This is a genomic window from Paraburkholderia sp. (assembly GCF_036488505.1).
GTDB lineage: Bacteria > Pseudomonadota > Gammaproteobacteria > Burkholderiales > Burkholderiaceae > Paraburkholderia.
In genome coordinates, this window is sequence record NZ_DASXHN010000031.1 from 1 (window position 1) to 19,929 (window position 19,929).

Here is a 19,929-nt window from a genome sequence, read left to right on the forward strand (position 1 = left end):
TGCCGATCCTCAAGAAAGCGTTTCCATACGACCGCGTTGTCGAATACCGTCTGCGAGTCGCGCTGAACGTTGAGGTCGTAGCCAAGCTTGTAGCTCTGAATGCCGATCGGCAGATCAATGACGATCGCCTTCACCGACTCCTTGTTCGCCTCCTTCAGCGCGCGTACGCGTCTGCCGCCGTCACTGACGAAATACGTGCCGGGATTGTCATAGTCGGGAATGACGTGAATCGCCTGCTGCTGCCCCTGCTTTGCCAGATTGACGGCAAGCTCCGCAATCGACGCCTTCAGATAGAAGTGGCGAGGATTGAATGGGCTCGGCTTGATGCTCTTCAGCGGGAGTTCGATGACCTGGTTCGGTCGGTATCCATGCTCGATCCTCCACGCGCGGTAGGCCGCCGATTCATCGGCTGCGTCGGCCTGCGGGACGTCCTGCGGCACGACGACAGCCGACATTGCGCGTCCTGCGGCTTCGCTACTCGTGGGGCCGTTCTTGACCAGGCCGTCGATGGCATTCAGACGATCGAGAGCGGTTCTCTTTTCGCTACTTGTCGTATCAGGACGTGCTTGAAAGCCTTTGGCAAATTGGGAGGGTTTCATTCAGGGTCCTTTATGCGCATAAATTCACGGGAGCAAGGCGGCGATCTCATTCGCGCACGCCCGTACTTCGATAGCGGCGAGTTTGGCGCCGCGGTCGTTCATCTGAAGCACCGTCTGCCCGAGCGCCATCGCCTGCTTGTAGGCTTCGCGTGTGGGGATCTGGGTCTTGAGCAGAGGGAAACCCAGTTCCTCCAGTGCACGCTTCAACTCGCGCGTCAGCATGCGCTTCTCTTCGGTCTTGTTGAGCAGGAAGACGGCGCGCAGGTCTTCATTCATCATCTGCGCTTGCTGAACCAGCTTGACCAGACCGATGCTGGACCAGTAGTCGGCGGGGGATGACGAGGTGGGGATGACGGCGACGCTTGCGGCAAGCAGGACAACGCCTGATACCTTTTCAGTAATGGACGGTGGGCAGTCGACAACGATGATGTCGTAGTCAGCCACGAACTTCTTGATCTCTCGATGGATCTGGCTGCCTGCTTCGGAAAGATTGACGACCGCGAATGGGATGCCGATGTCGCCGTCAGATGAAGCGCTGGCCCAATGGATCAACGTGTTTTGGCCATCGGCATCGACAACGAGAACGCGTTTGCCCTTCTCGTGAAAGGCAGCACCGAGATGCATCGCGATTGTGCTTTTTCCTACTCCGCCTTTCTGCTGTGTGACCGCGATGATTTCCGCTGCCAAATTTCACCTCCTCTTTTTAGACGCAAATGGATTCTACCTGGATGAATTCCTATTTCAATTGATTTGTATAAACGAGATAGGAATTAGCCGTTCGGCAGGGGTTTATGCGCATAAAGAGGACACCCAGTGTGGACGGGTGCGTCCGGAAGAAGTGTGCGAGTGTTCGGCGATTGGGGATCTTTTTTTCGCCGCACCGTGGCTGGCGCGCCTCGCGCTCGGAGCATACGGGGCCGTCTTGCTGCGCGCTGACTTGCAGGAACGCGTGGCCAAGTCTGGCTACCGCATCGTGGCCGCATCTGAGGGCGACGCAGACGGGATGATCGAAAAAGCGAAGCGAGGCTTTATGCGCATAAAGCTCACGGGCCGCGCGCGGGAGGAGCCGTCGCTGCGCAGCGCGGGCTCGCGCTGTTTGACGCGGCAAGCGGGCGACCCGCCGCCTTCTTATCAATATCGCGGGAATCTTGTCGGTTATCCCCGCATTGAAATGCGCGACGAACGCGCGGACCGGGAGAAAGAAGGACACCCTTCCGCACGCCCCTTCCACGCCGGAATATCTGCTGCTTTATGCGCATAAACCCAGGCGACCGCAACGCCCCCAAAGAAAGGCAAACGCCCCGACGCAGCCTCCACGCCGTGCCAACACGCTAAGATCGTCCAACGCTCGTCTTGCACGACCTTAGACAACACAAACCTCAATCGCCAATGATCACCATCTATCACAATCCCCGCTGCTCCAAATCGCGCGCTGCCTGCGAACTCATCACCGGCACCTGCAACAGTGCAAACGAAGCAACGCAAATCGTCGAATACCTGAAACAGCCGCTGACTGTCGCGCAGCTCCAAGAACTCCACGGCCAGCTCGGCTGCCCGCTTCGCGAGATGATCCGCGACACGGAAGCCGAATATAAAGCGCTCGATCTCGCCGATCCGTCGTTGACGGACGCGCAGCTCTACCTGGCATTGGCGAGGCATCCGGTCCTGCTCCAACGTCCGATCGTCGTCAGAAACGGGCGGGCCGTTATTGGCCGGCCGCCGGAAAACGTTGCGGCGCTCTTTGACTGAGCCCCGGCGCGGCGGAGCGAGTGTCGCGTGGCGCAGGTCCACGCGACGGCGGCTAGGCTTTGCCCAGCAACGCCGCATCCCTGGTGACGATTCTGGTCGGGATCAGATGCAGTTCGGTGAACGCATCCGCGATGCGCTGCTGCTCCGCAAGCACGTTCGCGTCGACGGGCTTGTAGATATGCGCATAGTGGCGCAGGCCTGATTCGATCACGCTCGCGTCGAGCCCCTGAACCGGTGCAAGTTGTGCGGCGGCCTCGCTGTAATGGCCGCGCACCCATTCCCCTTCCTTGCCGACTTCGTCCATGACGATCGCGAGCACGTCGCCGTTCTGTTGCGCGAACGGCCGCGCGCTGAGAAAAAACTGATGGTGGCTGACGATGCCTTCGGCATCCGCGAGCAGACGCGCGTTCGTCTGTCGCTTCGCTGCTTCGAGAAACGGATCCCAGATCGCCCACGCATCGATTGCGCCGCGTTCGAATGCGGCGCGTGCATCGGCGGGCGGCAGATAGACGGGCTCAATCTCACTGAACTTCACGCCATTCTTCGCCAATGCGGCGACCAGAAACCAGTGCACATCCGATCCCCGGTTCAGCGCGATTTTCTTTCCCTTCAGGTCGGCCATCGTTTTGATCGGTGCATCCCGATGGACGAGAATTCCCTCGGCATGCGGCGTTGGAATCTCATAAGCGGTGTACACGAAGTTCGCGCCCGCGGCTTGCGCGAACACCGGCGGCGCTTCGCCGACATAGCCGAAATCGATCGCGCCGACGTTCAACCCTTCGAGCAGTTGCGGTCCGGCCGGAAACTCGGTCCACTTGACGGCGACGCCAAGCGGCGCAAGACGCTTTTCCAGTGTGCCCTGCGCTTTGAGTAGCACGAGAGTGCTCGCTGCCTTCTGGTAGCCGATGCGGAGTTCTTTCGCGTGAGCGTCGGCGGCAAAAGCGGTGGAGCAAAGGACAGGCAACGCGGCGGCGGCCAGCGAAGCGCCCGCGCCGGCGAGAAACGCACGACGCGTGAGCAGCGGGTGACGGGACATAAGAATGCTCGTTAAAAAGAAAACTGACGGGCACCACATGGCCCGGTTGGCTCCGACGATAATTCGTCCGCCGTGCTGGACGAACCGATAAATTCGGATAAGCAAATCACACACGCACTGCGAAGCATGGTCGCCGCGAGCCACCCAGCGCGCACGCCCCCTCGCAGCGATGTTCCGCGACGCGCCGCTACAATCGGCCCACCGCGCAAAAGCGCGACAACCACCTGCTGATCACGGGAAGCACAACCACCTCAATCGACAAAAAGGGAAAACAAATATCGTGCCTTTAACAACGACACTTACCCCGTGGGCTGCACACGACACGCAGTTGATCGTGTCGTGCGCGCTCGGGCTCGCATTGATCATCGTCCTGATCAGCGTGCTGAAGCTCGCGCCGTTTCTGTCTATTCTGGTCGGCACGTTCGCTGCGGGTTTTGCCGCCGGGCTGCCGCTCGACGCCGTGGCTAGCGCCTTCAGCAAAGGCGCCGGCGCGTTGCTCGGCGACGTCGGCATCATCATTGCGCTGGGGGCCATGCTCGGCGCGCTGATGGCCGAATCGGGCGCGGCCGACCGGCTGGTATCGACAATCCTCGCGCACTCCACGCCGCGTACGTTGCCGTGGATGATGGCCGTCGTCGCGTTGCTGATTGGCTTGCCGCTGTTCTTCGAAGTCGGTCTCGTGATGATGGTGCCGATCATTTTCGTGATGGCGCGCCGCTCGCAGCAGCCGATCCTGCGTATCGCGATTCCCGCGCTCGCCGGCATGACGACGCTGCACGCGCTACTGCCGCCGCATCCGGGGCCGTTGATCGCGGTGAGCGCGTTGCATGCCGACTTGGGTCTGACACTTGGCCTGGGTCTGATCGTCGCGATTCCCGCAGTGATTCTCGCCGGACCGCTGTACGGAATCTGGCTATCCACGCGGATGCGCGTGACCGAGCCGGAGGAAATGGGCAAGCTGTACACCGCGCAGCCGAACGGGGCGGAGCCGCCGGGTTTCGCGATCTCGCTGATCACGATCCTGCTGCCCGTCGCGCTGATGCTCGGACGCACCGTTGCGAAACTGCTGCTTCATCCGGAGACGTTCGCGTTCGACGCGCTGAATTTTCTCGGTGAGCCGCTGATCGCGCTCGGCCTCACCGTACTGTTCGCGATCGTCGCACTGGGCTGGTCGCGCGGCATGGCGCGTGAGCGTGTCGGCGGCATTTTGCGCAAGAGTCTGCCGCCCATCGCCGCGCTATTGCTGACGATCGGCGCGGGCGGCGGATTGAAGCAGGCGCTTGTCATCGCGGGCATTAGCACGACGATCGGCAAGATCGCTGTCGGCGCGCACATGCCGCTGATTCTGCTTGCGTGGCTGATCGCGGTCGCGCTGCGCCAGGCCACCGGATCGGCGACCGTCGCCACGACGACGACAGCCGGTATCGTTGCGCCGGTTGTCGCAGGTCTGAGCACCACGCACAATTCGCTGATGGCGCTTGCGATCGGCGCGGGCTCGGTGTTTTTCTGCCATGTGAACGACGCCGGCTTCTGGATGGTGCGCGAATATTTCGGGCTCCAACTCAAGCAGACGGTGATGGTGTGGTCGGTGTTGCAGACGATCGTCTCCGTCGTCGGTCTCGCATTGACGCTCGTGTTGTGGAGCGCGTTGACGTGACGCGTCGCGTCGCGCTGCGCCTGCTGTACACGTCTGCGCTGGCCGTTGACCCGTGCCAGCGCAGCTCGCTTTCGCGGCGCGCGGCGCCGCTTGAATTGGCCGGCGCGCGATGCGCATCCCGCGCGCCGCGCTGAATCGCCGAGAACCCCGGAGCCACTGTCATGCTCGAGTTGAGACCATCCTGTGAAGGCTGCGGCAAGCTACTGCCGCCGAACGCGTCCGACGCGATGATCTGCACGTACGAATGCACATTCTGCGAAGTGTGCGCGCTGACGAAGCTGCGCAATGTGTGCCCGAACTGCGGCGGCAATTTCGCGCCCCGGCCGATCCGCACACGCGCGCAACTCGACCGGCACCCTGCGCGCACGCAAGCGCAGCCGGTCTTTATCGACGAAGCAGCGCACGCGCGATTCTTCGAACGTTACCGGGACACCCCGCCGGGCGAGCGCTGAACGACGCGGCGTGCGGCGTGCCGCTCGAGCGGCACGCCGGCAACGTCATGCCGCGATACGGGCGCAATCTGAGAACCGCCGCATATCGCGCCCGGCTGCCAGGCGGAGCCCCGCGCGCCCAATGCACCGCCCAGCGGTGCTCTCACACGCACGCTCCCAACCGCGGCACACGTCAATCCTCCCGGTCAGCCGCCCCATCGGCCGCCGCGATCCCGCCCGCCACATGCGCGGCCGTCCGCAGCAGCCGGATCTGCTTGCGATAGTTTCTGCAGCCGCTGCACGTCGGCAGATGCAGCCGGATTGCGACCCACTCGCCGGTCGTCAGCGAGCGATCGAGCGCATCCGATAGCAGCCGCGTGATGTCCTTACACTTGCCCATTCGCATCCTCGCTAGACAGGCCTTTTTCGCTCAGGCAGGTGCGCAGCCTCAGACGCGCGCGATAGATCAGCACGCTGCAATGATTCGCATTGATCTGCAGTTCGGCGCAGATCGCGGCGATTTCCAGATCGAGGAACTCGCGCATCATGAACACGCGCCCGATATGTTCGGGCAGATGCTCGAGGCATATCTCGAAGAGGGTCCAGAACTGCTGCTGTCGCAGGGCGGTCTCGGGCGTTGGCCACGGCCGCGGTTTGGTCGCGTGCGACCAGTGTCCGTTGTCCTTGAAGAGCTCGCGATCGAGCAGCGCCTCGCCATCGAGTTCGGATTCGAGCGCCGACAGATTGACCGTGCGCTGCCGTGCACGCAGCGTGTCGACCAGCTTGTGGCGCAGGATGCCGAACACCCATGTCTTGTGCTCCGATTGCCCGGCGAACCGGTGCGCCTGGGTCCAGGCGGCCGTCAGTGCTTCCTGCACCGCGTCTTCGGCGGCCGCGGCATCGCGTAGCTGCAGACGGGCGAAGCGCACGAGGTCGCGCCGCAATTGCGTGAGATAGGCGGGATCATCGAGCGCCGGGCCGCTTACCCGCGCCATCGCGGGCTCCGTCGAAGCGTCGGGTGCAGTCGTCGGTGGTGCCGCGCGTGCTCCCGCGAAGGGTGGTGTTTCATGAGCGGATGGTCGTCCTCGCACTGTCTGCGGATAGGTGCGCCATTCTGCCTCACGTTCGCGCATCAGCGAAGCCATACTCCGCCCGGTCCTCCGCTGAACGACGGTCCGATGATTTTGGTCGCGCGGTACAGCCGCTTATGACAGCAACAATTGATTATTGCGAAAAAGCGAAATCGACAACGTTCTCGCAGTGGCCCGCGATCTCGGCTGCAGCGCGCATGAACGCTGGCGGTCCTCCGAGCGATCGCAATAGAGGCCCGCGAGGATTGTTTCAATTGGCGAAAGGATGTCTTAGCGCCGGCGCTATTTCTGAGCGATGACAGGCTCGCTATTCTTCGCGCCATCGATCGCTTCCGATCGCGAACCCCCGGTCACGAGGACCTCCATCATGAAACGCATTCTTTCTACCCTGATCGCTTCCGTCGCCATGTTTGCGGCCGCTTCGGGCGTTGCGCACGCTGACGCTCCGTCGACCTGTAACGGCCCGGCGTCGTACTGCAACGTGTTCTTCGGCAACTGATCGGCGCGGGAACCCACCGAAGTCGATGCAGTACGGCACGTGAAGCAAAGGGCGCCAAACACGGCGCCCTTTTCTACATTCACGCGAGGAATCCCCGGTCCTTCAAAGACGGAATCATGTCGATTTGCCTCAAATCCGCGTGATCCGATCTCGCGCTTGATTGACAAGGCAAAAGTGCCACTTATCCACAAGGTTATTCAGCGAAACTGTGGATAACTTTTCCGGCTCGGGTGTTATCCACCGCCCACGACGCGGGACCTGTCCGCATCCGCCAGCAGCTGGCGGAATGCTCCGGTTTGCCCACGACCGGCACACCACTCGCGTGCCTTTTGCCTATGATGAACAGTGCTGACACCTTGCGCGTCGAGCGCCCTATCAGAGGAAGCGAACCATGGCCTATCACATTGCAGTCGTCGTCGGCAGCCTGCGCCGCGAGTCGTTCAATCGCCAACTGGCTCAAGCGGTGATTTCGCTTGCTCCCGCCGATTTCACCTTCGAATTCATCGATATCGGCTCGTTGCCGCTCTACTCGCAGGACTACGACGCCGACTACCCGGAGGCCGGTAAAAGGCTGAAAGAGCGCATCCAGGCCGCGAACGGCCTACTGTTCGTGACGCCCGAATACAACCGCTCGATTCCCGGCGTACTCAAGAACGCGCTCGATTGGGGTTCGCGTCCGTGGGGCACGAATTCGTGGGGCAACAAGCCCGGCGCGATCATCGGCACCTCGGTCGGCGCAACCGGCTCGGCACTCGCGCAGCAGCACCTGCGCAACGTGCTCGCCTACCTCGACGTCGCGACGATGGGGCAGCCCGAGGTCTTCATCAAGCACGACCCGGCGGTCATCAACGAGAAAGGCGAGATCGTCAACGACGGCACGCGCGAATTCCTGCAGACGTTCGTGGATCGCTACGTCGCGTGGGTCAAGCGCATCACACTGCCTGACGCTACCTGATGCTGCTTGACGCGATTGCTTCGCGAGTTCCACAGTGAATGACGCGAGCCGTTAGCGACTTAGCTGCCACGAGGCCAGCGGCTCGCGCTTCTCGCCTGTTCGAGCCACAGCCGCTGACACCGATGCGCGGACGCTAAACGTGGTGACGCCCTGTCACCCGTTCCCAGCCGTGACGCACCGCGAGCTTGAAGCGCTCCCATGTGCTGTCCGGCGACGCGGTTTCCCAATGACGCCGCGCTTCGGGCTCGATTTCTTCCCACGGACGGTCACGGAAACGCATGTCGTGGCCGATTTCGGCGCCATAGCGATAGGCCGGCACATAGTCCTCGTAGCGCGCGTTCTCGGCCGCGTACTGCTCGTCGTAGTGCGTGCGGAAATCCTCTTCATAGTCCAGGTACTCGTTCGGCATCTCGCCGCCCGCGCCGATGCCCGGCTGTCCGCCTTCTGGCACGACTTGCGACGGCGACATCACCCCGCCCGAGCCGGGCACCGAGCCGGCAGCAAGCGCGCCGCGGGCAGCATCACCGGTGAGCGGATCCATGACCGGCTCGTTGATCGGATCGGTCATCGGCTGTTCGCCAAATGGCGGTGGCGCAAATGGCTCGGCGTCAGACCCGGTCGACGGCACTGTGTACAGCGGGTCGGACGGCCGTGCGGCAGTGGGCCGGGTTGCCCCCGTCGCCCCCGTTGCCCCGGTTGCCGACGTCGTATCGGTTGTCCCCGCAATTCCCGTTGACTCAGGCCAGCTTGCCGCGCCGACCGGCGTGCTCGTGCCGGTTGTCGCGGTCCGCTGCTCAGCAGTGGCGCTCGGGCTGGGATCCGAGATTGGGCTCGGGCTCGCATTCGGGGTTGACGCCATACCTGGCGTTCCGGGCGCAGCCGCGCCCCCAGTCGTCGTCGCGCTCGTGGTGCGCGGCGTCCCGGGCATCACCGCGCCGACGCCCAGCTCGTCGAGCAGCGAATGCTCGCGCGCGCTCGCGCTCGCGGCCTGCGTGTCCCAATCCGGCAAGTGGTTGCCGATGTCGGTTGCACCGAGGCGCACAAGCGTGTTGCGCGCGAGCTCCGCATGCGATTCGCTCGCGGCATGCACGCACACGAGCACCGCGCCGCGGCGCATCGCTTCGGCGTAACGAGCAGTGTCCGAGCTGCGCGGGCCGGTCGAAAACAGGCTCGACAAAAAGCGCTCGATATTCGCGAGCACGCCCGCGTTGGCGACTTCGCCAGTGGCCGAGCCGACCGACGGTTCTGGGTTCGCCTGCACGTCGATCTTCTCGCGTGCGAAACCGGTCTGCACGAGCGTATCGCGCGCGCTTTCGGCTTGCGGGTAGCTATCGAATAAGCCAATCACCGTATGTTGCATGGTCGTCTCCCGACAGGTTCTGGCGCAACGGGCAGCGTCGACGGCGCTGCCCGAGCTGCTCTGCCGTGTCACGCAACGATCATGCCGCAGTCATGCTGCGCGGCGCTGGCCCTGTCGGGGCGCACGTGGCATCGGCCGTCCATGCAAAAAAGCCCGGTCTCGCGCTGCGCTTTTACAAGTTCTGGTAAATGATGCGCATGCGCGGACGCGCCGTCTGCGCGCTGCAGCGCCCGACGCGAGCATTACGTATCCGCCGGATGCGCGGCCTGATCGTTGTCCGTCGATGCGAGATTGCGCTGGATCGTTTCGAGCAGCTTCTCGAGCAGACCGATATCGAACGGCTTCGAGAGCACGCGCACGTTCACCTCCCGGGCGCGGTCGAGTTCTTCCGCGTAGCCAGTGACGAGAATCACCGCGAGCTGCGTGTCGAACGCGAGCACCGCTTCGGCCAGATCGATTCCATTCATCTTGCCGGGCATGTGAATGTCCGACAGCACCAGATCGAACGGCAGCGGCTCGCGGGTGTTCGCGCACTTTGCTTGAGCGTCCTGGAGAAGGCGCAACGCGAGGTCGGCATTGAACACGCAGGTGACCTGGTGGCCCATCATGTGCAGCAGCGCTTCCGTGCCGGCGGCCACCTCCTGATTGTCTTCGACGAGCAGCACGCGCAGCCCCTCGTGCGCGGCACTTTCCGTTGGGCTCGCTTCGGCCGGGCTGGCGGTCTGCGTTTCAGTGGAAGCGCGCGGCAGATAGAGACGCACCGACGTTCCCGCGCCGATCGCGCTGTCGATCGCGGCGAGCCCGCCCGAACTTTCGCAGAACGCAAACACCTGCGGCAGGCCGAGGCCGGTGCCAGCGCCCTTCGGCTTGGTCGTGAAAAGCGGTTCGAAGGCGCGCGCGAGCACGTCGGGCGCCATGCCGGTGCCGGTGTCCTCGAGCGACAGCTGCACGAAGTCGCCGGTGATCGGGAAACCGTCCTCGTGGCGGAACACGACGTTGCTCGCGCGCGCGGTGAAGCGCCCGCCGGTGGCCATCGCATCGCGCGCGTTCACCGCGACGTTGATCAGCGCGAGTTCGAGTTCCGCCGGGTCGACCCGCACCGGCCATGTGCCGACGCCGCTGTCGATGACCAGCGATACCTTCGCGCCAAGCGATGCGCGCAGCAGCTCACGGCAGGTCGGCAACCAGTGTTCGAGCGACACCGTCTCGGTGCGCAGCGGCTGCTTGCGCGCGACCCCGAGCAATTGCCGCGTGAGCGACTGGCCGCTTTTCAACGCGCGCTCCATCGCCGGCAGTTCGCGTTCGAGCCCCTTCACGCCGCGCCGTCGCATCATCTGCACGTTGGCCGACAGGATCATCAGCAGGTTGTTGAAATCGTGCGCGACGCTGCCGACCAGCGTACCGAGTGCTTCCATCTTGCGCGACTGGCGATAGGCGGATTCGATCGAGCGACGCATCGACGCTTCGGCCTGCCAGCGCTCCCACGCCTCCTCTTCGGCGCCCAGACGTCGCAGCGACAGCCACATCACGCACCACAGCGCGATCGACGGCGTGAACATCGACAGGATCAGCACGGTCAGGTGCCGGTACCACCCGGTCCAGATCGCCGACGTCCGATAGCCGCACAGCACAAACACCGGGTACGAGCCGACATGCCGGAACGCGACGATCAGTTTGCCGCCCCCGAGCGGCGAGCGCATCCGCACGACGCCGGCGGTTCGCCCGTCCGCGACCGCCCGCGCGAACGGTGAATCGGGCGCAATCGCCGCGGGTTCGCGCGGACTGCGCGGGTATTGCGCGAGCACTGCGCCGTCGGTGCGCACCAGGCTCATGATGACTGGCGTCCTGTCACTGTCGCCGAGCAACTCCCGATAGAACGCGTCGAAGTACCTCGGCCGGATCGCGACCGAGACGACGCCGGCGAACTTGCCGTCGGCGCTCTTGCGCTCGAGGCCCATGTTGAACACCTGCTCGCCGGCCACGGGCCCGCTCATCACTTGCGACACGCGCTGAAGATCGCTGGCGTCGCGGATGCCGGCGAAGTCCTGGCGCTCGCCGATCGACAGCACTGGCGCCGGGTAGAAGCGGCTGCTCGCGAGCAGCGCGCCGTCACGCCCGAAGATCGACACGGCGGCCACCTGCGGATAGCCGCCGCCCATCGTGTGCAGCTTGTCGTGGAGCGTATATTCGTGCGCGCGAATGTCTGCGTCGTCGAGGCCTTGGGTCAGATCGACGATGCGCGAATTGAGCGCATCGTTCATATCGAGCACCTTCAGCGCGTGTTCTTCCGCGACGCGTACCGTGCGCAAGGTCAGCTCGGTTGCGTCGGCTTCGCGCGAGCGCAAATCGCTGAGCGCCATCGCCGCGACGTAGACGAACGGCAGGACGACGGCCACGGCTAGCAGTGCGATAAGTGTCACGCGCCGTGCGTGGAAATTCTGCTCAGGCACCGCCGGGAACGACGCATCATCGTGCTCACGGGCGGCACGCCGGGAAAGACGGTTCGCGCGCGTCGACTCGACGCCGTCAGAGGTCATCTTCGTTAACGCCAAAAGTCGTTTGGAACGGGCAACCCCATGACGGGCCGGCGCGGCGCCTCGCCGCCATCAGAGGAAGCATAGACGGCGGCCCGGATAAATTTGACGCAGAGCGCGGCGTGTTGCGTATGGTTCGCGGCGGTTCGCCAAACGCGACGTCAAATCAGCGACGAATCGGCAACCGCAAACGTACACAAAAGTATAATCGGTAAAAAACGGGCGCCGAAGCTATTCATTTATTTTTCAAACGCGGCTTTTGTGAAAAGATCTCTTTAATGAAACGTATTCTGGAGAGTTGCCATCGATAGGGTTTGCTTCGACAATCCACGCCACGATAAAAAGGCCGTCGCCACGTCGTCTGTGCTCCGGATCTTCACGGTCCGCCGAACGCGTCCTGTCGCACACGCTCTCCTCTCGCCGGGCCTTCCGCTTTTCAGCAGGCGCCACTGTACTTTGTCGCGGGTCGACTGGCCCCGCGCCGAAGCGAACCTGTATCCGTTGTCGAAACGAACACGTACGCGAACACCAACGAGCCGATTCCGCCTTCCGAGCCGCCCATATTGCCCGACGCTTTCAGACCCATGCTGCCCATTGTGATCGCCGACGATTCGCTGCTCGCGCGCAAGCTGCTCACGAAGGCACTGCCGCCGGACTGGGACGTCGACGTGTCCTATGCGACCAACGGCCGCGAAGCGCTGGCGCTGTACCGCGAGGGCAAGGCTTCTGTGATGTTCCTCGATCTGACGATGCCTGACATGACCGGCTACGACGTGCTCGAAGCGTTGCGGCACGAAGAGCTGAATACCTTCGTGATCGTCGTCTCCGCCGACGTGCAGCCGCTCGCCCGGACGCGCGTGCGCGAACTCGGAGCGATTGCGTTCATCGCCAAGCCGGTGACGCCCGAGGCGGTCCTGCCCATCCTCAAGGAGTACGGCTTGTATGCCTGAGGCAGCCTTCACCGAAGACCAGCGCGACGCGCTGCAGGAGATCGCCAATCTCGCGATGGGTCAGGCGGCGACGCGTCTCGCGCGGTTGCTCGATTCGTTTATCGAGCTGTCGGTGCCGCGCGTGCAGGTAGTGGAAGCGGGCGACGCGGCGCGCACGCTGGGCGAGATGACCGGGATCGACGACACGGTCAGCGCGGTGCGCCAGGGCTTTCGTTCGGACATCAAGGGCGAAGCGCTGGTCATCTGCCGCACCGACAGCATTGCGCAGCTGTGCGCGCTGGTGAGCGACCCGTATTCGCGTTCGAGCTACGAGGCGATCGGCGAGCGCGAGTTGATGCTCGACGTGGCGAACCTGCTCTCCGGTGCGTGTGTGTCGTCGATACTCGACCAGCTCGGCCGCACACCGGTGTTTTCCGCGCCCGGGCTGCTCGGCGAAGCGCTCACGCTCGACGAAGTGTTCCAGCCCGGCACGCTGCAATGGCGCAAGGCGCTGCTCGTCGAGGTGAATTTCGCGCTCGAAACCACGAGCTTTCGCGCGCATCTCGTGATGCTGATGGCCGAAGAGTCGATCCACCATATGAACGAAGCGCTTGATGCGCTGTTGTCCAGACTATGAATGCTTCCGTGGAATCGTTGAGCGACCTCGTGCTCGAACGGGTCGGTTTTGGTATCTTCGTGCTCGACCGCGACATGAACGTGCTGATGTGGAACCGCTTCATGCAGGACCACAGCGGGCTCACGGCCGACCAGGTGGTGGGCCGCCCGATCTTCACGCACTTTCCCGAGCTGCCGCGCGTATGGCTGTCGCGCAAGGTCGAAGGCGTGTTCCAGCTCGGCACCTTTGCGTTCAGCTCGTGGGAGCAGCGGCCGTATCTGTTCCGCTTCGATCACGACCGGCCGATCACCGGCGGCGTCGACTTCATGCAGCAGGACTGCACGTTCATGCCGCTGATGCGCGAGCGCGAAGTCGTGGCCGTATGCGTGACGATCTCCGATGTCACGCACGTGAGCATCGTGCAGCGCGAACGCGAGGAGGCGGTCGCGAAGCTGCAGGAGTACGCGAATCTCGACGGGCTGACGGGCATCGCGAACCGGCGCTTTTTCGAAGCGCGGCTGCGCGACGAGTTCACGCGCTGGAAGCGCTACGGCGGCGACATGTCGATGCTGCTGTTCGATCTCGATCACTTCAAGACGATCAACGACCAGTTCGGCCACGGTGGCGGCGATACGGTGCTGCGCGTGATGGCGCAGCGCGTCGCTGGCGTCGTGCGCGCGCAGGACACCTTCGGGCGCTTCGGCGGCGAGGAGTTCGCGTTGCTGCTGCCCTGCACGCCGCTCGACGACGCGATGCTGGTGGCGGACAAGATCCGTCGCGTGATCGCCGAGACGCCGGTCGAGTTGCTGGGCACGAGCGTGGCGGTCACGGCGAGCTTCGGCGGCGCGTCGGCGCACACGAGCGCGTCCGCGCCCGACGTGCTGATCAACGAGGCCGACGCGGCGCTTTATCGGGCGAAGCGCCAAGGACGCAACTGCTCGGTCGCGTTCCGGCTCCCCGCGGCTGACTCGTAGCGAACGCGGCGCCGCGCGGTCTTTCCCTCGGTCCCCTTATCCGGGCGCGAAACTGCGGCCAGCGGCAAAGATTGCTATACTTTTCGCCGTTTCCGGCCTCCCGGCCGGATCTTTCGCGCGTGTCCGCGCGCGCGGGCGCACTGCCCTGCGGGTCGGCATAAGAACTTCTTTCAACGCCTGTCAGCGGGCGCCTCCAGCGGAGATCGTCTTGGCTGTTTCCAATCTTGTCGTGGACGATACTGAAATCGACGCCGCTGCCGCTACCTCCGGCAGCTCGTTCTATCTTGCGATGCGCATTCTGCCGGCGGCGCAGCGCGACGCGATGTATCAGATCTACGCTTTCTGCCGCGCGGTCGACGATATCGCCGACAGCGACCTGCCGCGCGCCCAACGCGCAGCCGCGCTCGAGCAATGGCGCGCCGACATCGACGCATGCTATGCCGGCGCACCGCGCGCTTCCCTGCGTGCGCTCACGCGGCACATCCACACGTTCCACCTGCAACGCCAGGATTTCCACGCGATGATCGATGGCATGGCGATGGACGCCGCCGCCGATATCTGCGCGCCCGACGAAGCGACGCTCGACCTCTATTGCGACCGGGTCGCGAGCGCGGCGGGTCGTCTATCGGTGAGGATATTCGGGATGCGGGAAGAGCCGGGCAGGCTGCTCGCGCATCACCTGGGCCGCGCGCTGCAGCTCACCAACATCCTGCGCGATATCGACGAAGACGCGGATATCGACCGCTGCTACCTGCCGCTGGAACTGCTTGCGCGCGAGGGTATCGCGGTCACGAACCCGCACCAGATCGCCGACGATCCTTCTTTGCCCCGCGTTTGCGCGACGCTCGCCGAGCGCGCGAAGCAGCACTTCGCCGAATCCGACGCGATCATGGACCGCGAGCAGCGTGCGCAGGTGCGCGCGCCGCGCATCATGTCGGGCGTCTATCGCGTGCTGCTGGAGCGCACGCTCGATCGTGGCTTCGACATTCCGCGTACGAAGGTCCGCAAGCCGAAGCTGCGTCTGCTCTGGATCGTCGCGCGATACGCGCTTTTTTGAACTGATGCCGAAGCTCGTCCACGTGGTCGGCGCCGGTGCGGCTGGCCTTGCCGCCGCGGTGCAATTGCAGCGGCGCGGTGCGCGCGTCGTGCTGCATGAAGCGCAGGACCACGCGGGCGGCCGCTGCCATTCGTTCTACGACGCGAAGCTCGGCGCGACGCTCGATAGCGGCAACCACATCGTGCTCTCGGGCAATGTCGCGACGCTGAACTATCTACGCGCGATCGGCGCCGCCGACCAACTGGCCGGCCCGTCGCTGCCCGAGTATTCATTCGTCGACCTGACCACGCGGGCGCGCTGGGCCGTGCGGCTGTCGCCGGGGCGGATGCCGTGGTGGATTTTCGACCCGCACGCGCGCACGCCGGATACACAGCCGGCCGATTATCTGGCGCTGCTGCCGCTGCTGTTCGCGAAACCGGGCCGCAGCGTCGCACAGACGATGCGCTGCGAGGGCCCGCTGTGGGACCGGCTGCTCAGACCGCTGCTGCATGCGCTGCTGAATGCGGAGCCGCGCGATGCATCGGCCGAGCTGACTGGCACGATCGTGCGCGAGACACTGCTTTCGGGCGGCCTCGCATGTCGGCCGCTGATCGCACGCAACGGCCTTGGCAGCGCATTCGTCGGTCCGGCGCTGCGGCTGCTGCAACACGGCGGCGCGACGATCCGGCTCGGCTCGCGTCTGCGTGACATCACGTTCGCGGCCGATCCGGCTCGCGTGCAGGCGTTGCATTTCGCCGACGGGAGCATGACACTCGGCGCAAGCGAGGCCGTGATTCTCGCGCTGCCGCCCGAAGTGGCACCGTCGCTGGTGCCTGGGTTGAGCGCGCCGAACCGCTTCGCGGCGACGATCAACGTACATTTCGCCGTCGAGCCGCCGTTCGGTTTGCCGCAAGTCAGCTGCCTGCTGAACGGGACGGCCGAATGGCTGTTCGCATTCGATGGACGCCTGTCGGTGGCGCTTGCCGAAGCCGGCAAGCAGCTCGACACACCGCACGATGCGCTGGCGGCGACCGTCTGGGCCGAGGTCGCACGCGCGGTCGATCTGCCGCTCGCGCCGGTGCCGCCGTGGCAGGTCGTGATAAAGCCTCGCGCGACGTTTGCCGCGCTGCCCGCGCAGGAAGCGCTGCGCCCGGGCACTCGCACCCGCTGGAACAATCTGCTGCTCGCGGGCGACTGGACGGCCACCGGCCTGCCCCCGACGCTCGAAGGCGCGATCCGCTCCGGCCAGAAGGCCGCGGATACGCTGCTGAATCAACCGATGGAACGCTGATGAACGATTTATCCCAAAGCCAGCCGCTCGACGCGGTCCTGCCTGAATCCGCCGACGCGGTGCTCGATGCGGCCGAGCCGACCGCCGCACCGATCGAGCCGACCGAGCCGACCGAGCCGACCGAGCCGACCTCCGCGGCCTCCACGACTGCGCTCGACATCTCGATCACGCGCGCAACCGACGCGATCCTCGCCGCACAGCAGCCCGATGGCCATTGGGTCTACGAACTCGAAGCGGACGCGACGATTCCCGCCGAATATGTGCTGCTGGTCCATTACCTCGGCGAAACGCCGAACCTCGAACTCGAGCAGAAGATCGCCCGTTACCTGCGCCGTATCCAGCTGCCGAACGGCGGCTGGCCGCTCTTCACCGATGGCGCGCTCGACATCAGCGCCAGTGTGAAAGCGTATTTCGCGCTGAAGATGATCGGCGACCCGGTCGACGCCGAACACATGGTGCGCGCGCGCGAAGCGATCCTCGCGCATGGCGGCGCGGAACGCGTGAACGTGTTCACCCGCGTGTTACTCGCGCTATTCGGCGTGGTGTCGTGGCGCGCGGTGCCGATGATGCCCGTCGAGATTATGCTGCTGCCGATGTGGTTCCCGTTCCATCTGTCGAAGGTGTCGTACTGGGCGCGCACCGTGATCGTGCCGCTGCTGGTGCTCAACGCGAAGCGGCCGCTCGCGCGCAACCCGCGGAAGGTCCGCATCGACGAATTGTTCCGCGGCGCGCCGGTGAACACCGGCATGAACGAACGCGCGCCGCATCAGCACCCGGGCTGGTTCGGTCTTTTCCGTTGCATCGATACGCTGCTGCGCGCAGTCGACGGTCTGTTCCCCAAGGCGACGCGCGAGCGCGCGGTCCGCGCGGCGGTTGCGTTCGTCGACGAACGTCTGAACGGCGAGGACGGCCTAGGCGCGATCTTCCCGGCGATGGCCAACTCCGTAATGATGTACGACGCGCTCGGCTATCCGGCTGATCATCCCAATCGCGCGATCGCGCGCACGTCGCTCGACAAGCTGCTCGTGATCAATGAAGACGACGCGTATTGCCAGCCGTGTCTGTCGCCGGTGTGGGATACGTCGCTGGTTGCGCATGCGCTGCTCGAGACCGGCGAGGCCCGCGCCCAGCAGGCGGCCGAGCGCGGGCTCGAATGGCTGCGTCCGCTGCAGATTCTCGATGTGCGCGGCGACTGGATCTCGCGCCGCGAGCACGTTCGCCCCGGCGGCTGGGCGTTTCAGTACAACAACGCGTACTACCCGGACGTCGATGACACGGCGGTGGTCGTGATGGCGATGCATCGCTCGGCGGCGCTCACGCAATCGACGGCCTTCGAGCAAGCGATGGCGCGCGCACGCGAATGGGTGGTCGGCATGCAGAGCAGCGACGGCGGCTGGGGTGCGTTCGAGCCGGAAAACACCCAGTACTATCTGAACAACATCCCTTTCTCCGATCATGGCGCGCTGCTCGATCCGCCAACGGCCGACGTATCGGGCCGCTGTCTGTCGATGCTCGCGCAGATCGGCGAGCTGCCGCACGACAGCGAGCCGGCGCGGCGCGCGTTCGCGTACATGCTGCAGGAGCAGGAAACGGACGGCAGCTGGTACGGCCGCTGGGGTCTGAACTATATCTACGGCACGTGGACCGCGCTGTGCGCGCTGAACGCCGCCGGCATGCCGCACGACGACCCGCGCATGAGGCGCGCGGTGCAATGGCTCGTGTCGATCCAGAACGACGACGGCGGCTGGGGCGAGGGCGGCGAGAGCTACAAGCTCGACTATCGCGGCTACGAACCCGCGCCGAGTACCGCATCGCAAACCGCATGGGCGCTGCTCGGGCTGATGGCGGCGGGTGAGGTCAATCACGAGGCGGTCGCGCGCGGTATCGATTATCTGCAGCGCGAACAACGCGAGCACGGGCTGTGGGATGAAACGCGTTTCACCGCCACCGGCTTCCCGCGTGTGTTCTATCTGCGCTATCACGGTTATCGCAAGTTCTTCCCGCTGTGGGCGCTAGCGCGCTTCCGTCATCTGAAGCGTGACGGGCTGACGCGCGTCGCGGCCGGGATGTAGCGGATGTCCTCGTCGATGACGCGGTCGGCGCCGGTGGGCGCCGGCGGCTTGCCCGTGATCGTCGTGGCGGGAATGGCGTTCGAGGCGCGCATCGCGCGCGGTGACGGCAGTGACCGCGTCGAGGTCGTGTACGCCGCGCGCGCTGATCTGCTCGAACGCGCGCTGCGCGCGGCGCTCGCGCGCGGCGCGGCGGGGATCATCAGCTTCGGTACGGCGGGCGGGCTGGCGCCGGATCTCGAGCCGGGTGAGTTGATCGTCGCGGATGCTGTCGATGGGCCATTTGGGCGGCTGCAGACGGACCGTCAGTGGACGGAAAGGATCGCCGCCGCTATAGGTGTCGGTGGCGCGCCGGGCGGTGTCGCGGCGCGTGTGCGGCGCGGCACGATCGCGGCGGTCGCCGCGCCGCTGGTCACCGCCGGCGACAAACGCGCGCTGCACAACTCGACCGGCGCGCTCGCGGTCGATATGGAATCGCATATCGCTGGCGCAATGGCCGCCGCGCATGGCCTGCCGTTCGCGGTGTGCCGCGCGGTCGTCGATCCAGCGTGGCGCACGCTGCCGCCGGCCGCCACCGCCGGCCTGCGCGATGACGGCAGCACGGCGCTCGGGCCGATTCTGCGCGAACTGTTGCGGCAGCCGTCGCAACTCGGTGCGCTGATCCGCCTCGCCGCCGATGCGCGTGCCGCGCGAGCGGCGCTGGTTCAGGCGCGGCGGGCGATGGGGGTGGGCGGCGCACTGCGGGTGGGTGCTGTTTAAAGCGGCGAGCTTGTCGTTGCTTTACGTCCAGGTTGCGCTCGATGATATTCACCGCATGACCGGCAAACACCGCCGAATTCCATCTTAAAAATAGACATTATTTTGCGACAGCGATAAAAGTTCTATTTTTATGACGGAGTGACAATAAATGTGGAATAAACAGGCGGTAATACAGCATCTACGGACTCATGCACGATTAACCAGCATAGGCTCGTGCGCACAGTACACTCGCGAGGCAATTGACGCAGGCGGTATGTACCTTGTGCGCACTGGACTGGCCAAAGATTATGGTTCATCGCTCGTTTGTGCAGGCTTTTATGAAGTGTGTGGTGCCCCGGAAGCGG

Annotated in this window: 20 protein-coding genes and 1 pseudogene; 14 read left to right on the forward strand and 7 right to left on the reverse strand. The window is 64.6% G+C overall.

All coding sequences use genetic code 11. From position 1 onward, the window contains the following. Positions 1–599: ParB/RepB/Spo0J family partition protein (locus VGH68_RS01855; protein ID WP_331601801.1), on the reverse strand; the 599-nt coding region annotated here is incomplete at its 3' end. Positions 600–623: 24 nt separating this feature from the next. Then, positions 624–1,286, reverse strand: a complete 663-nt coding sequence (parA, locus tag VGH68_RS01860; RefSeq protein ID WP_331601802.1) for a ParA family partition ATPase — start codon at positions 1,284–1,286, stop codon at positions 624–626. On the opposite strand from parA, the gene VGH68_RS01865 reads away from it, so the two are divergent. Together VGH68_RS01865 and arsC are read left to right on the forward strand one after the other, a co-directional pair. Continuing rightward, positions 1,270–1,860, forward strand: coding sequence for a hypothetical protein (locus VGH68_RS01865; RefSeq protein WP_331601803.1), 591 nt, complete (start codon positions 1,270–1,272; stop codon positions 1,858–1,860). The genes parA and VGH68_RS01865 overlap by 17 nt on opposite strands. Positions 1,861–1,988: 128 nt before the next feature. Further along, positions 1,989–2,348 carry an arsenate reductase (glutaredoxin) gene (arsC, locus tag VGH68_RS01870; protein ID WP_331601804.1) on the forward strand — a complete coding sequence of 120 codons (360 nt, stop codon included), beginning with the start codon at positions 1,989–1,991 and terminating at the stop codon, positions 2,346–2,348. Positions 2,349–2,400: 52 nt separating this feature from the next. On the opposite strand, the gene VGH68_RS01875 is transcribed toward arsC, so the two are convergent. Continuing rightward, positions 2,401–3,384: a sulfonate ABC transporter substrate-binding protein gene (locus tag VGH68_RS01875; RefSeq protein ID WP_331601805.1), complete on the reverse strand. Its 984-nt coding sequence runs from the start codon at positions 3,382–3,384 to the stop codon at positions 2,401–2,403. A gap of 280 nt (positions 3,385–3,664) precedes the next feature. Here VGH68_RS01875 and VGH68_RS01880 point away from each other — a divergent pair, with 280 nt between their 5' ends. Both VGH68_RS01880 and VGH68_RS01885 read left to right on the forward strand, forming a co-directional pair. Further along, complete coding sequence (locus VGH68_RS01880) at positions 3,665–5,041, forward strand: gluconate:H+ symporter (RefSeq protein ID WP_331601806.1); 1,377 nt, start codon at positions 3,665–3,667, stop codon at positions 5,039–5,041. 161 nt (positions 5,042–5,202) lie between these two features. Further along, a complete protein-coding gene (locus tag VGH68_RS01885) occupies positions 5,203–5,493 on the forward strand; it encodes a DUF1272 domain-containing protein (RefSeq protein WP_331601807.1) in 291 nt (96 codons plus the stop codon). A 172-nt stretch (positions 5,494–5,665) separates the two neighbouring features. Here VGH68_RS01885 and VGH68_RS01890 read toward each other — a convergent pair whose 3' ends face one another. Together VGH68_RS01890 and VGH68_RS01895 are read right to left on the reverse strand one after the other, a co-directional pair. Continuing rightward, a complete protein-coding gene (locus VGH68_RS01890) occupies positions 5,666–5,872 on the reverse strand; it encodes a zf-HC2 domain-containing protein (protein ID WP_331601808.1) in 207 nt (68 codons plus the stop codon). Further along, on the reverse strand, positions 5,859–6,467 hold the full coding sequence (locus tag VGH68_RS01895; protein ID WP_331601809.1) for an RNA polymerase factor sigma-70: 609 nt from the start codon (positions 6,465–6,467) through the stop codon (positions 5,859–5,861). Before VGH68_RS01895 ends, VGH68_RS01890 begins: the two co-directional genes overlap by 14 nt. Before the next feature lie 463 nt (positions 6,468–6,930). Here VGH68_RS01895 and VGH68_RS01900 point away from each other — a divergent pair, with 463 nt between their 5' ends. Both VGH68_RS01900 and VGH68_RS01905 read left to right on the forward strand, forming a co-directional pair. Beyond that, complete coding sequence (locus tag VGH68_RS01900) at positions 6,931–7,062, forward strand: hypothetical protein (RefSeq protein WP_331601810.1); 132 nt, start codon at positions 6,931–6,933, stop codon at positions 7,060–7,062. A 391-nt stretch (positions 7,063–7,453) separates the two neighbouring features. Continuing rightward, positions 7,454–8,017, forward strand: a complete 564-nt coding sequence (locus tag VGH68_RS01905) for an NADPH-dependent FMN reductase (RefSeq protein ID WP_331601811.1) — start codon at positions 7,454–7,456, stop codon at positions 8,015–8,017. Between the two features lie 133 nt (positions 8,018–8,150). On the opposite strand, the gene VGH68_RS01910 is transcribed toward VGH68_RS01905, so the two are convergent. Further along, on the reverse strand, positions 8,151–9,377 hold the full coding sequence (locus VGH68_RS01910) for a hypothetical protein (protein ID WP_331601812.1): 1,227 nt from the start codon (positions 9,375–9,377) through the stop codon (positions 8,151–8,153). Between the two features lie 242 nt (positions 9,378–9,619). Then, positions 9,620–11,914 carry a hybrid sensor histidine kinase/response regulator gene (locus VGH68_RS01915; RefSeq protein WP_331601813.1) on the reverse strand — a complete coding sequence of 765 codons (2,295 nt, stop codon included), beginning with the start codon at positions 11,912–11,914 and terminating at the stop codon, positions 9,620–9,622. Positions 11,915–12,495: 581 nt separating this feature from the next. Here VGH68_RS01915 and VGH68_RS01920 point away from each other — a divergent pair. From VGH68_RS01920 to VGH68_RS01955, 8 genes and pseudogenes are all read left to right on the forward strand, one after another. Then, entirely contained in the window at positions 12,496–12,861 is a 366-nt protein-coding gene (locus VGH68_RS01920; RefSeq protein WP_331601814.1) for a response regulator, read from the forward strand. Then, positions 12,854–13,477, forward strand: a complete 624-nt coding sequence (locus tag VGH68_RS01925) for a chemotaxis protein CheC (protein ID WP_331601815.1) — start codon at positions 12,854–12,856, stop codon at positions 13,475–13,477. Before VGH68_RS01920 ends, VGH68_RS01925 begins: the two co-directional genes overlap by 8 nt. After that, the gene (locus tag VGH68_RS01930) at positions 13,474–14,430 is read left to right on the forward strand and encodes a diguanylate cyclase (protein ID WP_331601816.1); all 957 of its coding nucleotides are present in this window, start codon (positions 13,474–13,476) and stop codon (positions 14,428–14,430) included. Before VGH68_RS01925 ends, VGH68_RS01930 begins: the two co-directional genes overlap by 4 nt. Before the next feature lie 208 nt (positions 14,431–14,638). After that, on the forward strand, positions 14,639–15,487 hold the full coding sequence (gene hpnD, locus VGH68_RS01935) for a presqualene diphosphate synthase HpnD (RefSeq protein WP_331601818.1): 849 nt from the start codon (positions 14,639–14,641) through the stop codon (positions 15,485–15,487). Positions 15,488–15,491: 4 nt separating this feature from the next. After that, complete coding sequence (hpnE, locus tag VGH68_RS01940) at positions 15,492–16,757, forward strand: hydroxysqualene dehydroxylase HpnE (RefSeq protein ID WP_331601819.1); 1,266 nt, start codon at positions 15,492–15,494, stop codon at positions 16,755–16,757. Continuing rightward, positions 16,757–18,829 (forward strand): squalene--hopene cyclase, encoded by a 2,073-nt coding sequence (shc, locus tag VGH68_RS01945; RefSeq protein ID WP_331601820.1) that lies wholly within the window; start codon positions 16,757–16,759, stop codon positions 18,827–18,829. Before hpnE ends, shc begins: the two co-directional genes overlap by 1 nt. 3 nt (positions 18,830–18,832) lie before the next feature. Beyond that, positions 18,833–19,585, forward strand: coding sequence for a phosphorylase (locus VGH68_RS01950; RefSeq protein WP_331601821.1), 753 nt, complete (start codon positions 18,833–18,835; stop codon positions 19,583–19,585). A gap of 148 nt (positions 19,586–19,733) precedes the next feature. After that, positions 19,734–19,929: pseudogene (locus VGH68_RS01955) on the forward strand (CHAP domain-containing protein); the annotation flags it as partial.

Excerpts from the sequence above, each read along its gene's own strand:
- VGH68_RS01865 (WP_331601803.1), top strand. The coding sequence starts at position 1,270 with ATGATTTCCGCTGCCAAATTTCACCTCCTCTTTTTAGACGCAAATGGA.
- arsC (WP_331601804.1), top strand. The coding sequence starts at position 1,989 with ATGATCACCATCTATCACAATCCCCGCTGCTCCAAATCGCGCGCTGCC.
- VGH68_RS01875 (WP_331601805.1), bottom strand. The coding sequence starts at position 3,384 with ATGTCCCGTCACCCGCTGCTCACGCGTCGTGCGTTTCTCGCCGGCGCG.
- VGH68_RS01885 (WP_331601807.1), top strand. The coding sequence starts at position 5,203 with ATGCTCGAGTTGAGACCATCCTGTGAAGGCTGCGGCAAGCTACTGCCG.
- VGH68_RS01890 (WP_331601808.1), bottom strand. The coding sequence starts at position 5,872 with ATGGGCAAGTGTAAGGACATCACGCGGCTGCTATCGGATGCGCTCGAT.
- VGH68_RS01895 (WP_331601809.1), bottom strand. The coding sequence starts at position 6,467 with ATGGCGCGGGTAAGCGGCCCGGCGCTCGATGATCCCGCCTATCTCACG.
- VGH68_RS01900 (WP_331601810.1), top strand. The coding sequence starts at position 6,931 with ATGAAACGCATTCTTTCTACCCTGATCGCTTCCGTCGCCATGTTTGCG.
- VGH68_RS01905 (WP_331601811.1), top strand. The coding sequence starts at position 7,454 with ATGGCCTATCACATTGCAGTCGTCGTCGGCAGCCTGCGCCGCGAGTCG.
- VGH68_RS01910 (WP_331601812.1), bottom strand. The coding sequence starts at position 9,377 with ATGCAACATACGGTGATTGGCTTATTCGATAGCTACCCGCAAGCCGAA.
- VGH68_RS01915 (WP_331601813.1), bottom strand. The coding sequence starts at position 11,914 with ATGACCTCTGACGGCGTCGAGTCGACGCGCGCGAACCGTCTTTCCCGG.
- VGH68_RS01920 (WP_331601814.1), top strand. The coding sequence starts at position 12,496 with ATGCTGCCCATTGTGATCGCCGACGATTCGCTGCTCGCGCGCAAGCTG.
- VGH68_RS01925 (WP_331601815.1), top strand. The coding sequence starts at position 12,854 with ATGCCTGAGGCAGCCTTCACCGAAGACCAGCGCGACGCGCTGCAGGAG.
- VGH68_RS01930 (WP_331601816.1), top strand. The coding sequence starts at position 13,474 with ATGAATGCTTCCGTGGAATCGTTGAGCGACCTCGTGCTCGAACGGGTC.
- hpnE (WP_331601819.1), top strand. The coding sequence starts at position 15,492 with ATGCCGAAGCTCGTCCACGTGGTCGGCGCCGGTGCGGCTGGCCTTGCC.
- shc (WP_331601820.1), top strand. The coding sequence starts at position 16,757 with ATGAACGATTTATCCCAAAGCCAGCCGCTCGACGCGGTCCTGCCTGAA.
- VGH68_RS01950 (WP_331601821.1), top strand. The coding sequence starts at position 18,833 with ATGTCCTCGTCGATGACGCGGTCGGCGCCGGTGGGCGCCGGCGGCTTG.